The following is a 13,851-nucleotide window of genomic DNA, read 5'->3' on the forward strand; positions in this document are numbered from 1 at the left end:
CGCGCCAATAACATGACTTTAATATTCATGTTTATACTTGCAGAAACCGGGGCGGCATCACCGCGCCGACCAACCCTGCCATACGGTGAAGGCGGCGACCAGAACGAGCACGGCCCCGGCGGCCCGGCCGATCCACACGGTCGTCTCGGGGCTGCCGACCAGAAAGTCCCGACCGCGGCCTGCAGCAAGGGCAAGACCGCCATAGACGGCGAGCTGCGTCGCAGCGATCATCGCCGCCATGACGAGGGCCTGCGACCAGATCGGCCCGAACTGCGGCTTGAGGAACTGCGGATAGACCGCCAGCATGAAGAGATAGGCCTTGGGGTTCATCAGGCTCGTCAGCGCGCCCTGTCGGAAGCTTGCCCAGCGCGAGAGCTTGCCTGAGCCTTCGATGCCACCGATGGTGATCGAGCTTTTGACCAGGGAAAAGCCGATCCAGGCGATGTAGACGGCACCGGCGACGAGCAGCACGTTGAAGAGGCCGGGCACCAGATGCAGGATGACGCTGACGCCGAGTGCTGCATAAAGCGTATGCAGCACGCCGCCCGCCATGATGCCGGCGGTCGCCGACAGGCCGGAGGCCCGGCCGCCCGTCAGCGAGTTGGCCAGGACGAAAACCATGTCCATGCCCGGCACGATGATGATGCCGAAGAGAAGGGTGAAAAAGAGCCAGAGATTTTCCGCGTAGGTCATGTCAGTTGTCCGTCGTCCTGGTTTTGATTTCTCAAGACGAATTGCTGTTTTTTCAATTCGTTGGCTGATGGTATAAATTCTGGCAACTGACAAGGTAGTGTCAGGAGCGTTGACGACGGGAGCGGTTTTCGATGCGCAAGGCGGCACGGCTTTTCGAGATCATCCAGATCCTCAGGCTTGCGCGAAAGCCCGTTACGGGCGCGCAGATGGCCGAGACGCTGGAGGTGGCGGTCCGCTCGATCTACCGCGACATCGCCGCACTCCAGGCGATGCGCGTGCCGATCGAGGGCGGCCGCGGCATCGGCTACATCCTTCGGCCCGGCTTCGACCTGCCGCCGCTGATGTTTTCGATCGAGGAAACGGAAGCGATCGCCCTGGCGCTGGCGTTGCTGGCGCGAACCGGCGACGAGGAGCTGAAGGCGGCCGCCGGTCGCGTCAACCAGAAGATAACCGCCGCCGTGCCCGAGCCGCTCAGATTGGCCTTCCGCTCGCAGGCGCTGCATGCCTGGGGAACGATCGCCCCCTCGCCCGCCGGCATCGATCTCGCTCTGGTGCGTCGGGCGATCCGCGATGAGCAGAAGCTCGAGCTCGACTATCGCGACGAAATGGGCCGCGCCACGGAACGCACGATCCGGCCGGTCGCGCTGATCTACTATTCGGAAACCGCCAACATCGTCGGCTGGTGCGAATTGCGCCAGGCGATCCGCAACTTTCGCGCCGACCGCGTCGAGCATTGCCAGACGGCGGACGCCTATTTTCCGGGCGAAGGAGACCGTCTCAGGGACCTCTGGGTCAGCGGCTGGAAGACACCGCCCGCGGCTGCCTGAGCCTGGCCCCACCCGCATTCAGCACAAAAAGACCCGGCGCAAGCGCCGGGTCCAAACGTCATGCATCGAAGACGGGCAGCTTACTTGGAAGCCGCTTCGTACATTTCGAGCACGTAGTCCCAGTTGATCAGGCTGTCGACGAAGGCTTCGAGGTACTTCGGACGGGCATTGCGGTAGTCGATGTAGTAGGAGTGTTCCCAGACATCGACGCCGAGGATCGGCGAGGCGCCGTGAACGAGCGGGTTTTCGCCGTTCGGGGTCTTGGAGATTTCGAGCTTGCCGTTCTTGACCGAGAGCCAAGCCCAGCCCGAGCCGAACTGGCCGGTGCCGGCGGCGATGAAGTCGGCGCGGAACTTGTCGTAGCCGCCGAGGTCGGACTTGATGGCCGCTTCGAGCTTGGCCGGCAGGCTGGTGCCGCCGCCGCCCTTCTTCATCCACTTCCAGAAGTGGACGTGGTTGTAGTGCTGGCCGGCATTGTTGAACAGCGGCTGGTTGGTGCCGTAGGACTTCTTGACGATCTCCTCGAGCGACAGGTCGGCAAGGCCGGCCTCTTCGGCAAGCTTGTTGCCGTTGGTCACGTAAGCGAGGTGATGCTTGTCGTGGTGGTACTCGAGCGTCTCGCGCGACATGTAGGGCGCCAGCGCATCGTAGTCATAGGGAAGGTTCGGCAATTCGAAAGCCATGTGGGCATCTCCTCTTGGCATGGAATTTCGTCGGGAAATCCGTGAGCGGGAACATAGGCACCGACCCCCATGGAGGCAACCGATGCAATGCCAATTTTTCCTCAACCCACGGAATATACTTTCAACATCATTTTGAAAGCATGACACTTTCGAGCACATTCATGCCACGGTTCGCGTGCAGCTTCGCGATCGTTGCAACCATGCATAAAGGACAGTCCATGCCGCAGCGTCTCATCCCCGCCTTCGCCCTCGCCGCCGCCACAACGTTCATTGCGTCCACGGCCGCCGCCTCCTCCGGCGATGCATGGGAAAGTTTCCGGGCAGAGGTCTCGGAAAAGTGCCTGGCGGCCGCCGCGTCGCTTGAAAAGGCAAGCGCGGTCGTCGACCCCTTCGGCTCGGAAAGCTTCGGCCTGGCGCTGGTGATCGGCACGCCCAAGGGATCCGACACCGCCGTGACCCAGATCTGCGTTTTCGACAAGCAGAGGAAGACGGTGGAGCTCGGCGGCGAACTGACACCCGATACGGTCAACATTGCCGTTCCGGCGAAGGCACAGTAGATCAATGAGCGAGGGTCGCGGGCGACAGCTATCGCGGCCCGGCCGGCTATGCCTGACTGGGCCACGAGGCGCGGGCACTCGACGTCGTAAGCCGGTCGCAGCGGCGACGGTCCGTGGTGCGATCTCCAGCTCGTCACAACCTGCCACCGTCGGCCACAATGAGTTGCGAATCGATACACATGCAATTACCGGGACAACACCAACCGGAGATTGTCATGAAGTCCCTGCGCATCGCCTCACTTGTTGTTGCCCTCACGACCCTTGCCGCCTGCGCACCATCACAGGACGAATATGCCCGCCTGCAGACCGCGGTCCAGGGCAGCCCGGCCATGCAAAAGGCGCTGCACAAGGATTGCGTCAGCAAGAAGTGGTCGAAAGCCGATCGCGACTACGGCGCCTTGCTGATCAGCGTCCCGCCGGGCAAGGTTCAGGCTGTCGTATGCAAGCGCATCGTTAACGCCATGGCGTCCGGCCGGCTCAAATATGCCGACGTCCGGCAGCTCACGAGCAACCAAGGTCCAACGGTGAACCTCATCAAGATCCTGCAGGGCCGATAGGCCAGCGGCCGCGTCGGCGACCATCGGCGTCCAGCCGGTCAGGCAGACCGGCTGGATGTGGCTGACCCCTTCGACGACCGCGACACAGCCGCCTTGCGGACATGGCTTGTCGCTTGAGCTTCAACAGCGCCGTTGATAGATCTTGGTCATGGTAAGCGATACCCACGAGAGAATCCTGGACGCAGCCGAGCGCCTCATGGTGTCGAGGGGCTACAATGCGTTCAGCTATGCCGACATCTCCTCCGAACTGGGCCTCGGCAAGGCAACCATCCATCATCACTTCCCGACAAAGGCCGACCTCGCAACCGCCGTGCTTGCCCGCTATCGCAAGAACAATCGCCGCAACGTCGAGGGACTGTTTGCCGCCGTCAGCGATCCGGTCGCCCGGCTCGAAGCCTATGTCGGCTACTGGGAAGACTGTATCGCCAAGCAGCATACGCCCTTCTGCATCGGCGCCCTTCTCGCCTCGGAGATCCCCGCCCTTCCCGACAGTGTCGTCGCGCAGGTGCGCGGCCATTTTGCCGATCTTTCCGGATGGCTCGGTGCGGCGATCGAAGACGGAGTGACCAGCGGCCACCTGAAGGCTGCGCATGGACCGAAGGCCGAGGCCGAGACCCTCATGGCCACCGTTCACGGCGCGATGCTCGCCGCACGCGTTGCTGGCTCCGATCCGACGGTGTTTTCCGCAATCGCCCGGCCGGCACTGGATCGTCTGGTGGTCGGGCCGTGACGGGGGATCAAAAGCCGTGACGACAAAATGGGCATTGGCAGCACGGTGTTCCCGTGGGAACGGCAGGCTTGAGCCGCCGGCGTTAGAAATTGAGGCAACGGACGCGATGGCAAAGAGACCATTGCGTTTTCTTTTGACAACCGCGCCGACCAACTAGTCGGTCGAGATTTGAAGGAGCAAGTTCATGGCAAGTCCACTTTCCACGCTCGGCATCATCCATACCGCAATCAGTCTCGCCCCTGTCGCTGCCGGCCTCTACGGCTTTGGACGCTACGGCGCGATTGTCCCTTCCACCCGATCCGGCAAGATCTATCTCGCCACGCTCATTCTTGCGGTTCTGACCTCTGCCGGGCTTTCAAGCACCGGGGGGTTCAACGCGGGGCATGCGCTGGGACTCGTCACGCTGGCAGTGGTCGCCGGAAGCCTGGCGGTCGACAGGCTCGCCTTCGTCGGACGCCTGAAGCCGTACCTCACGACGCTAGGTCTCTCGTTCAGCTACTTCCTGCTGATCGTACCGGCGATCGCTGAAACGCTGAAGCGCCTGCCCGCCTCGCAACCGCTTGCCAGCGGGCCGGAATCGCCGATCGTACAAACAACACTGCTTGTCTGGCTGGTGATTTTCCTGTCCGGTCTTTCCGTGCAGGCCTACCTGATCCACAGGCGCGCCGCAGCCACGGCGCGCGCTCCGCGCACGCATTGATGTCCGATAAGGACGGTTGGCCGCCTTCACCGGCGTAGCGCCCCCGGCCGCACGCTGATGAAGGCCCCGGCTGCGTCAGATGTCGCGGGCCGCGTGCGCCCAGTCCATGTAGAGATCGCGCGCCTTGGCGGCGACCGGGCCTGCCTGCAGGTCGCGGCTTTCAAGACGTGTCACCGGCAGAACCTTGGAGTAGTTGCCGGACGTGAAGATCTCGTCGGCCGCTTCGAAGTCGGCCATCGTCAGCGTTGCCTCGACCACTTCGAAGCCGGCTTCGCGCAGCAGCGTCATCACGCGGAAGCGGGTGATGCCGGCAAGGAAGGTGCGGTTGGCAGCCGGCGTAAAGACGACGCCGTCCTTGACCAGGAAGACGTTGGAAGAGCCGGTCTCGGCAATGTTGCCGAGCATGTCGCGCACCAGCGCATTGTCGAAGCCGCGCGAACGGGCCTCGGTCAGGATGCGCGCATTGTTCGGATAGAGGCAACCTGCCTTGGCGTCGGTCGGCATCGATTCCAGCGTCGGCCGACGGAAGGGCGACAGCGTCAGCGACGAGCCGCCATGGCCGTTGCCCATCGGCGCCTCGAACAGGCAAAGCGCAAAACGGGTCGAATCCGGATCGATGGCGACGACGCCGGCTGCGCCATGCTCGGCCCAGTACATCGGCTTCACGTAAAGTGCTGTCTTGCCGTCGAATTTCTTGGCGCCTTCCCAGGTCAGCGCCTCGATCTCTTCCGCCGCCATCGTCGGCTTCAGGCCAAGCGCGGTCGCCGAGCGGTTGACGCGCTGGCAATGCAGGTCGAGGTCGGGGGCGACACCGTCGAAGACGCGGGCGCCGTCGAACACCGTCGAGCCCAGCCACATCGCGTGCGAGGTCGGGCCGATCAGCGGCGGATTGCCCGAGAGCCATTCACCATCGACATAGGTCCAGGTCACTGAGCGGGGGGATGTATCGACGGCCATCTGCGTCTCCTTGAGGTTTTTATTCTAGTCTTTCCGCATACCCCGAAAAAACAGCATCGGGGTGAATGGGTCTATCAAAAAATGTCATGGCGGCCGTTCTGGTACCGCGACGGCCTCTCGCTTAGTCTCCTCGGCAAAGAAAGGGAAAGCCGTGCGCATCAAGCATCTCGACGCAGACGACGTGGATATCTTCCGCCGCATCAGGCTGGAAGCGCTCAACCGCGACCCCGATGCCTTCGCCTCGACGGCGGCCGACTGGGAGCGGCTTTCAACGGAAGAATGGCGGACGCGGCTGACCGCCAACGCCGTATTCGTGGCCTTCGACGGCGATGAACCGGTCGGCATCATGGGGCTGATGCGCGAGCGCGCGAGCCGGCTGGCGCACCGGGGCACGATCATCATGGTCTATGTCTGCAACGCTGCACGCGGATCCGGCGTGGCGCAGCAGCTTCTCCAGCAATTGACCGACCACGCACGCTCGGCCGGCATCCGGCTGCTCGAGCTCGTGGTGCGTGCCGACAATCCGGCGGCGATCCGCTTTTATGAACGCGCAGGTTTCTACAAGATCGGGCACGTTCCCGGCGGCATGCGCGACGGCGACCGGGAGGTCGACGAATTTCTGATGGCGCGCCACATCGACGGCCGCGCCGCACCCATTCAGCCATTGCAAGGAGCGCCCCGATGAAAGCCATGTATTACGACGCCTTCGAGAAGATGCCGGAAATCCGCACCCTTCCGGATCCGACACCGACGGAGAACGGTGTCGTCATCAAGGTCGAGGCAACAGGGCTTTGCCGGTCGGACTGGCACGGCTGGATGGGCCATGATGCCGATATCCGCCTGCCGCATGTGCCCGGCCACGAACTGGCGGGCGTGGTGACCGCTGCCGGCCGCGGCGTCATGCGCTACAAGGTCGGCGACCGGGTCACCGTGCCCTTCGTTTCCGGCTGCGGCCGCTGCGGCGAATGCCGTTCCGGCAACCAGCAGGTCTGCGAGGCGCAGTTCCAGCCGGGCTTCACCCATTGGGGCTCGTTTGCCGAATATGTGGCGCTCGACTTTGCCGACCAGAATCTCGTGCACCTGCCTGAAAGCATGGATTTCGCCACGGCTGCGAGCCTCGGCTGCCGCTTCGCCACCTCTTTCCGCGCCATCGCCGACCAGGCGAAAGTCAAGGGCGGCGAGTGGGTGGCGGTGCATGGCTGCGGTGGCGTCGGCCTCTCGGCGATCATGATCGCGGCCGCCCTCGGCGCCCAGCCGATCGCGATCGACATTGCCGAAGACAAGCTCGCCTTCGCCAGGAAACTCGGCGCGGTCGCAGTCATCAATGGTCGCGAGGTTGAGGACGTGGCAGCGGCAGTGAAAGACATCACCGGTGGCGGCGCCCATGTCTCGATCGACGCGCTCGGCAATCCCATAACCTGCTTCAACTCGATCAAGAACCTGCGCCGGCGCGGCCGCCACGTCCAGGTCGGGCTGATGCTCGGCGACCAGGCGACGCCACAGATCCCGATGGCGCAGGTAATCGGCCACGAACTCGAAATCTATGGCAGCCACGGCATGCAGGCCTGGCGCTATGACGCCATGCTGGCGATGATCGCCGACGGCAAGCTCAGGCCGCAGCAACTGATCGGCCGGGAAATCTCGCTCGAAGAGGCCATCCCTGCCCTCGTCGCCATGGACCGCGCCACCGATCTCGGCATCAGCGTCATCACGCGTTTCTGATAGCAGGCCGGAAACGTCGGCAGGCAATATGACACGCGCCCATTCCGACTCACCGTCCGCATGCGCTAGCCTTGCGCCCAATCGGGGGCAAGGCAGATGACCATTGCGAGACGGCGAAGACTGATCAAGCGACAGCGCACCGGCACGGCGCTGGCCGTCGCCGCGACGATCTCGTTTCTCGCCGGCATGACCGACGCGATCGGGCTCTTGAGCATCGGCGACTTCGTTTCGTTCATGAGCGGCAACACGACCCGGGCGGCGATCGCACTCGGCGACGGCGATTTTATCGGCGCCCTGCTGCTGGTCGGCGCGCTCGGGGCGTTCATCCTCGGCAACGCGCTCGGCGTGATCGCAGCCGCACGCCTAGGCGTCGTCGGCGTCCTCTCGATGGTCAGTCTGGTGCTGATTCTCTGCGCCGGCTTCGGGATCTCGATGCCACGCCACTTCTATTTCTACGGCATCGTGCTTGCCATGGGCCTGGTCAACGCCGCCGTCGAACACATCGAGGGTCTGCCGATCGGGCTTACCTACGTGACCGGCGCCCTTTCCCGTTTCGGGCGCGGCCTCGGACGCTGGCTGCTCGGCAACACCAACCGCCAATGGCTCATGCAGATCGTGCCCTGGCTCGGCATGTTCTCAGGCGCCGTCGCCGGCGCCGTGCTGCAGCGGCACTTCGGCCCGGCGTCGCTCTGGGCCTCCTTCGCGCTCAGCACCGGGCTCACGCTGGCCACCATTCTCGTGCCGTCGCGCTGGTCGAAGCGCTACACCCATCCGGGCTGATCCTGCTCCGGCCACAGCTTTTCGCCTCTCGCCAAGTTTTTGCCCTTAAGCCCGGACGGGTTTCAGGGCAAAATCCGCGCTGAAGAATCACGAGCGAGGTCCTGTCATGGCGCTTGCGGCAGCCGTTACTGCGGATGAACTTTACCATCCCATCCTCAAGGCCAATCCGGCGCATCCGTCCGGCTGGCCGATCCGGGTCATCGTCAGCTCGCAGACCGAAGCGCGGCACAATCGCGCGCTCTGGGCGCCGACGCACCTGATCTCCATCCGCGCACCCGGCAGCCGGCTTCTGTCGATGATCGAGCTGCCGCCGGAAAATCACCTGGAACTGTTTTTCGGCGACACGACCGATCCGGACGAGCCGGATGCGGCGCGCCCGCAGGCGGTCGAGGCCGCTTTCGCTTTCGTCGACCGGCTGCCCGAAGACGCGCATCTGCTCGTCCATTGCCTGCGCGGCATCGGCCGCGCGACGGCGCTGACGCTCGGAATTCTGGCGCGCTACATGCCGCCGGAAGACGCGGCCGCAGCCCTGCATGCGTTGCGACCGGAGGCCAAGCCGAACCGGCATGTGGTCAACCTTTGCGACACGGCGCTCGGGCTCAAGGGCAAGCTCGCCAAGCAGGCGCTGCGCTTTCCGGCGAAAGTCTGGAAACCGGCCAAGGGCTGAGGCAGCAAACCTGCCTTCGAGCGGCCGACCGTTGTGCGATGCACAAATATTTGACATGATCCGCGTAAAGAACGGTGACAGCATGCTGCCCGATCGGGCATGATGCTGTAAGCCTTTGTTTTCGGATGGGCTTTGACGCGGCATGTGTGCCCTGTCGGCCAGCGCCGAAGACAGCAGACGGGAGGAAACGATGTCCCACGCGGCCTATGTGTTTGACGCCTACGGCACGCTCTTCGACGTGCATGCGGCCGTCAGGCGCCACGCTGAGGAGATCGGTCCGGACGGGCAGGCTTTTTCCGAACTCTGGCGCGCCAAGCAGCTCGAATATTCCTGGGTGCGCTCGCTGATGGGCAGCTACCAGGATTTCTGGAAGCTGACCGAACAGGCGCTCGACTTTGCCTTCGCTCGCTTTCCCTCCGCCGACCCGAAGCTGCGCAAGCGGTTGCTCGACGCCTACTGGACGCTCGACTGCTACCCGGAAGTGCCGGCAGTTCTGAAAGGTCTCAAGGAGCGCGGGGCGCGGATCGCCATCCTCTCCAACGGTTCGCCGGCCATGCTCGCGTCAGCCGTGCGCAACGCCGCACTCGATATCGTCATCGACGACGTCTTTTCGGTCGATGCGGTCAAGGCGTTCAAGACGGCACCTGCCGTCTACGATCTCGTTACCACCAGCTACAGGCTCTACCCGCACGCCGTGTCGTTCCAGTCGTCGAACCGCTGGGACATTGCCGGGGCAACGAAGTTCGGCTTCCGCACCGTGTGGATCAATAGGGCGGACATGCCGGACGAATATCGCGATCACGGTCCGGCGTTGATCCTGCCCTCTCTCGAAAGTCTGCAATTCGGTATCTGAAGGAGTTCCCGATGGCCTGGTCGCCCGCGCAGTATCTGAAGTTCGAAGACGAACGTACTCGACCAGCCAGAGACCTTCTCGCCCAAGTGCCCGACCTGCCGGAAGGCCTCGCCTTCGATCTCGGCTGCGGCCCGGGAAACTCCACCGAACTCATCCGCGACCGTTTTCCCTGGAGCACACTTTCCGGCCTCGACAGCGACGAGAACATGCTCGTTGCCGCCGCCAAGCGGTTGCCCGGAGTATCCTTCGAAAAGGCGGATCTTGCGACCTGGGTTCCTCCCACCGGCGCTTCGCTTTTTTACGGCAACGCCGTCTTCCAATGGCTTCCGAACCATCTCATGATCTTTGAAAGGCTGATGAAGGCGCTCGCCTCCTGCGGCACGCTCGCGGTGCAGATGCCGGACAATCTCGCAGAGCCGACCCACGTGCTGATGGAAGAGACCGCGCGCAGCCCGGCTTTCGCTGAGGCCTTTGCCGGCAAGACCATCCGCCGCAACCCGATGCCGCCGCCGGCAACCTATGTCGAATGCCTGGCGCCATGGGCAGCGCGTATCGAGGTCTGGCACACGATCTACTATCATCGCCTCGCCAATGCGGAAGCGATCGTCGAATGGGTGAAAGGGACCGGCCTTAGACCCTATCTCGACGCCCTGCCCGAGGGCCGGCGGAGCGGCTTTCTCGCCGACTACACCGACAGGATACGCGCAGCCTATCCGGCGACGAGCGACGGCAAGGTGCTCCTGCGTTTTCCGCGGTTCTTCATCCTGGCGGTCAAGGCGGCCTGATTTCGTCTGCACGCCGGGCGCTTACATGCGCTCGGCGAGAAAATCGATGAAGGCGCGGATGCGGGCCGCGAGATGCTCGTGGCCCGCATAGACTGCATAGACCGTCTCGATATCACCCGACTGATAGTCCTCGAGCAGCGGCACCAGCGTTGCGGCCTCGAAATCCGGCTCGACATGAAACCGGCCGATCCGGCCGATGCCGACCCCGGCAAGGCAGAGCTGGCGGACGATCGAGCCGCTCGAAACCTGCATGTTGCCGGAGACCGTTCGGTGCTCGATCTGAGACTGGCCGGGCATGCGAAACGCCCATTCGTCGACGCTGCGGCGGAAATTGAAACGAATGCAGTTGTGGCCGTCGAGATCGTCAGGGGTTTTCGGGATCCCGTGCTTTTCCAGATAGGCGGGCGAAGCGATCACCACCGGCCGGGTTTCCATTAGCTTGCGCGCCTTCAGGGATGAGTCGCGCAGCGGTCCGGTGCGGATCGCCACGTCCGTGCGTTCGCCGACCACATCGATCATGCTATCGGTCAATGTCAGGTCGAGGTGGACTTCCGGGTATCGCGCCAGGAACTCCGGCGCGAGCGGCATGATGTAGCGCTCGCCGAAACCGACGGCGGCGTTCACCCGCAAGAGCCCGCGCGGCGCCATGCGTCCGCCGGCGGCAACGACATGCTCGGTCTCGGCGATGTCTCCGAGGATCCGTTGCGCCCGCTGGAAATAGACTTCGCCCTCCGGTGTGAGTTGCAAGGTGCGGGTCGAGCGCACGAGAAGGCGCGTGCCGAGCCGATCCTCGATGCGGGTCACCAGCTTGCTGACCGCCGACGGCGACAGTTTCAGACGCCGCGCCGCAGCAGAGAAGCTGCGGGTCTCCGACACGGCGACAAAAACCTCCATCTCACCCGCCCGGTTGTCCATGCTCGTCCTTTGAACTGAATTCACAAACGTTTGTCTGATTATGCGTATTATCGTGAGGAGTGCAAAGGCTCATATTCCCCCCGACTTCAACAACAGCCACACGCCCGGTGCTCCCAGCCGGGTGGGAAAGGTCTCGTCGTGCCTATTGCCATACTTGCGCTGACGATCGCGGCCTATGCGATCGGAACCACAGAATTCGTGATCGTCGGCCTGCTGCCGACGGTCGCCACCGACCTCAATGTCACCCTGCCGCTCGCCGGCCTGATCGTCAGCGTCTACGCGCTCGGCGTCACCTTCGGCGCACCTGTTCTAACTGCGCTCACCGGCCGGATCGAGCGCAAGCCTCTGCTGATCGGCCTGATGGCGCTGTTCATCGTCGGCAATGCCGCCGCAGCATTGTCGCCGAGCTATGAACCGCTGCTCGTCGCCCGCGTCATTTCCGCCTTTGCCCATGGCGTATTCTTCTCGGTCGGTTCGACCATTGCCGCCGACCTGGTACCGGAAGATCGCCGCGCCTCGGCCATTGCCATGATGTTCATGGGCCTCACCGTCGCGATCGTCACCGGCGTGCCGCTCGGCACCTGGATCGGTCAGACCTTCGGCTGGCGCGCCACCTTCTGGGCCGTCACCGGTCTCGGCGTCGTCGCCCTTGTCGCGATCGCCGCCCTGTTGCCGAACACGCTCTCCAAGGCCCCGCCGGCAAAGCTCATCGACCAGGTCCGAGTGCTCGGCTCCGGCCGCCTGCTGATCGTCTTTGCCATGACCGCGCTCGGTTACGGCGGCACCTTCGTCGCCTTCACCTTCCTCGCGCCGATCCTGCAGGACATCACCGGCTTTTCGGAAAGCGCCGTCAGCCTGATCCTGGTGCTCTACGGGATCGCGATCGCCATCGGCAACATTGCCGGCGGCAAGATCGCCAACCGCGACCCGGTGAAGGCGCTGATCGGACTCTTCCTGGCGCAGGCGGCCGTGCTCGTGCTCTTCACCTTCACCGCCCCCTTGCCGGTGCTGACGCTGGTCACCCTTGCCGCACTCGGCTTCCTGTCCTTCGCCAATGTGCCGGGCTTGCAGCTCTATGTGGTGCAGCTTGCCAAGCAACACCGTCCCGGCGCCGTCGATGTCGCCTCCGCGCTCAACATCGCGGCCTTCAACCTCGGCATCGCCGTCGGCGCCTGGCTCGGTGGCGTCATCGTCGCCTCGCCGCTCGGCCTCGGCATGACGCCCGTCATCGGTGCCTTGCTCGTCGCCGCCGCCCTGCTGCTGACGCTGCTCAGCGGTGCCCTTGATCGTCGCACCGGGGCGGCCTACCAAACGGCTTGAACCGCCGTTCCCGAGGACCACCTATAGCCTCATTCCTTTTTCGCCCGGCCAAGTGGCCGGGCGCGCATCAAGCATAACATGCCAAGTACAAGGAGTTACCCACCATGCATTCCGTCAATTCCAACGGCGCCAACATTCCGGCGCTCGGCTTCGGCACTTTCCGCATGCCCGGCGCCGACGTGCTGCGCGTTCTGCCGGAAGCCTTGAAGCTCGGCTTCCACCACGTGGACACCGCACAGATCTACGGCAACGAGGCCGAAGTCGGCGAAGCGATCCAGAATTCCGGTGTCTCCCGTGCCGACATCTTCCTCACCACCAAGGTCTGGGTCGACAAATATGCCCATCGCGACTTCCTCGTTTCGGTCGACGAAAGCCTGAAGAAGCTGCGGACCGACCATGTCGATCTGCTGCTCCTGCACTGGCCGGGCGGCAGTGACGTGCCGATGGCCGAGCGCATCGGCGCCCTCAACGAAGTTCAGAAGGCCGGCAAGGTCCGCCATATCGGCATCAGCAACTTCAACACGGCGCAGATGGAAGAGGCCGTGAAGCTCAGCGACGCGCCTGTTGCCACCAACCAGGTCGAATACCACCCCTATCTCGACCAGACCAAGGTGCTTCAGACCGCCCGCAAGCACGGCATGTCGATCACCGCCTATTACGCCATGGCAAACGGCAAGGTGCCGAACGATCCGCTCCTGAAGGAGATCGGCGCCCGCCACGGCAAGACCGCCGCTCAAGTCGCGTTGCGCTGGCTGGTGCAGCAGAAGGACGTGATCACGCTTTCGAAGACCGCGACGATCGATCGCCTGAAGGAAAACTTCGCGATCTTCGACTTCGCGCTCGGCGACGGCGAAATGGCCGAGATCCACACGCTTGCGCGTGCGGACGGCCGCATCGTCAACCCGGAAGGCCTCGCACCGGTCTGGGACAAGGCCGCCTGATCTTAGGTTGGGCGGGATGCGGGTGGAAACCGCATCCACTTTTCCTCATCCCGCCTCTTGGATTGGGGCGGGATGCCGGCGGAAAACCGCGCACACTTTTCCTCATCCCGCTCGGTCATTTCGCCGCCGGCCAATTCCCTGCCGGCGGCGGATACGATATGGAC

The 13,851-nt window shown here is 63.7% G+C and carries 17 protein-coding genes; 13 read left to right on the forward strand and 4 right to left on the reverse strand.

Annotated elements, in window-relative coordinates; genetic code table 11:
* Positions 1 to 57: 57 nt before the first annotated feature.
* Positions 58 to 693: a LysE family translocator gene (locus L981_RS01000; protein WP_043610921.1), complete on the reverse strand. Its 636-nt coding sequence runs from the start codon at positions 691 to 693 to the stop codon at positions 58 to 60.
* Between the two features lie 131 nt (positions 694 to 824).
* On the opposite strand from L981_RS01000, the gene L981_RS01005 reads away from it, so the two are divergent.
* Positions 825 to 1,520 carry a YafY family protein gene (locus L981_RS01005; RefSeq protein ID WP_043610923.1) on the forward strand — a complete coding sequence of 232 codons (696 nt, stop codon included), beginning with the start codon at positions 825 to 827 and terminating at the stop codon, positions 1,518 to 1,520.
* 80 nt (positions 1,521 to 1,600) lie between these two features.
* Here the strand turns inward: L981_RS01005 and L981_RS01010 are convergent, their stop codons facing one another.
* Positions 1,601 to 2,203, reverse strand: coding sequence for a superoxide dismutase (locus L981_RS01010; protein WP_043610924.1), 603 nt, complete (start codon positions 2,201 to 2,203; stop codon positions 1,601 to 1,603).
* A gap of 218 nt (positions 2,204 to 2,421) precedes the next feature.
* Between L981_RS01010 and L981_RS01015 the strand changes: the two genes are divergently transcribed.
* From L981_RS01015 to L981_RS01030, 4 genes are all read left to right on the forward strand, one after another.
* The gene (locus L981_RS01015) at positions 2,422 to 2,760 is read left to right on the forward strand and encodes a hypothetical protein (RefSeq protein WP_043610975.1); all 339 of its coding nucleotides are present in this window, start codon (positions 2,422 to 2,424) and stop codon (positions 2,758 to 2,760) included.
* A gap of 215 nt (positions 2,761 to 2,975) precedes the next feature.
* Positions 2,976 to 3,317, forward strand: coding sequence for a hypothetical protein (locus L981_RS01020; protein WP_043610925.1), 342 nt, complete (start codon positions 2,976 to 2,978; stop codon positions 3,315 to 3,317).
* A gap of 148 nt (positions 3,318 to 3,465) precedes the next feature.
* Complete coding sequence (locus L981_RS01025) at positions 3,466 to 4,047, forward strand: TetR/AcrR family transcriptional regulator (protein WP_043610927.1); 582 nt, start codon at positions 3,466 to 3,468, stop codon at positions 4,045 to 4,047.
* Between the two features lie 184 nt (positions 4,048 to 4,231).
* Positions 4,232 to 4,747: a hypothetical protein gene (locus L981_RS01030; RefSeq protein WP_043610930.1), complete on the forward strand. Its 516-nt coding sequence runs from the start codon at positions 4,232 to 4,234 to the stop codon at positions 4,745 to 4,747.
* Positions 4,748 to 4,822: 75 nt separating this feature from the next.
* Here the strand turns inward: L981_RS01030 and L981_RS01035 are convergent, their stop codons facing one another.
* A complete protein-coding gene (locus tag L981_RS01035; protein WP_043610932.1) occupies positions 4,823 to 5,704 on the reverse strand; it encodes a branched-chain amino acid aminotransferase in 882 nt (293 codons plus the stop codon).
* A 151-nt stretch (positions 5,705 to 5,855) separates the two neighbouring features.
* On the opposite strand from L981_RS01035, the gene L981_RS01040 reads away from it, so the two are divergent.
* The 6 genes from L981_RS01040 (at position 5,856) to tam (ending at position 10,511) form a co-directional block, all read left to right on the forward strand.
* A complete protein-coding gene (locus L981_RS01040) occupies positions 5,856 to 6,389 on the forward strand; it encodes a GNAT family N-acetyltransferase (protein ID WP_043610933.1) in 534 nt (177 codons plus the stop codon).
* Positions 6,386 to 7,426: a zinc-dependent alcohol dehydrogenase family protein gene (locus L981_RS01045; RefSeq protein WP_043610934.1), complete on the forward strand. Its 1,041-nt coding sequence runs from the start codon at positions 6,386 to 6,388 to the stop codon at positions 7,424 to 7,426. The genes L981_RS01040 and L981_RS01045 overlap by 4 nt, the downstream gene beginning before the upstream one ends.
* Positions 7,427 to 7,522: 96 nt before the next feature.
* Positions 7,523 to 8,206 carry a YoaK family protein gene (locus tag L981_RS01050; protein WP_043610936.1) on the forward strand — a complete coding sequence of 228 codons (684 nt, stop codon included), beginning with the start codon at positions 7,523 to 7,525 and terminating at the stop codon, positions 8,204 to 8,206.
* A 106-nt stretch (positions 8,207 to 8,312) separates the two neighbouring features.
* A complete protein-coding gene (locus tag L981_RS01055; RefSeq protein ID WP_043610939.1) occupies positions 8,313 to 8,873 on the forward strand; it encodes a phosphatase in 561 nt (186 codons plus the stop codon).
* 190 nt (positions 8,874 to 9,063) lie between these two features.
* Complete coding sequence (locus L981_RS01060) at positions 9,064 to 9,726, forward strand: haloacid dehalogenase type II (protein WP_034789254.1); 663 nt, start codon at positions 9,064 to 9,066, stop codon at positions 9,724 to 9,726.
* 11 nt (positions 9,727 to 9,737) lie between these two features.
* Positions 9,738 to 10,511 (forward strand): trans-aconitate 2-methyltransferase, encoded by a 774-nt coding sequence (gene tam / locus L981_RS01065; RefSeq protein ID WP_043610941.1) that lies wholly within the window; start codon positions 9,738 to 9,740, stop codon positions 10,509 to 10,511.
* A 21-nt stretch (positions 10,512 to 10,532) separates the two neighbouring features.
* Here tam and L981_RS01070 read toward each other — a convergent pair whose 3' ends face one another.
* Positions 10,533 to 11,426, reverse strand: coding sequence for a LysR family transcriptional regulator (locus tag L981_RS01070; protein ID WP_043610943.1), 894 nt, complete (start codon positions 11,424 to 11,426; stop codon positions 10,533 to 10,535).
* Between the two features lie 138 nt (positions 11,427 to 11,564).
* On the opposite strand from L981_RS01070, the gene L981_RS01075 reads away from it, so the two are divergent.
* Together L981_RS01075 and L981_RS01080 are read left to right on the forward strand one after the other, a co-directional pair.
* Positions 11,565 to 12,746 carry an MFS transporter gene (locus L981_RS01075; protein WP_043610945.1) on the forward strand — a complete coding sequence of 394 codons (1,182 nt, stop codon included), beginning with the start codon at positions 11,565 to 11,567 and terminating at the stop codon, positions 12,744 to 12,746.
* Positions 12,747 to 12,850: 104 nt separating this feature from the next.
* Positions 12,851 to 13,687, forward strand: coding sequence for an aldo/keto reductase (locus L981_RS01080; RefSeq protein WP_043610947.1), 837 nt, complete (start codon positions 12,851 to 12,853; stop codon positions 13,685 to 13,687).
* Positions 13,688 to 13,851 lie beyond the last annotated feature (164 nt).

The organism is Ensifer sp. ZNC0028, from assembly GCF_000799055.1.
Lineage (GTDB): Bacteria > Pseudomonadota > Alphaproteobacteria > Rhizobiales > Rhizobiaceae > Ensifer.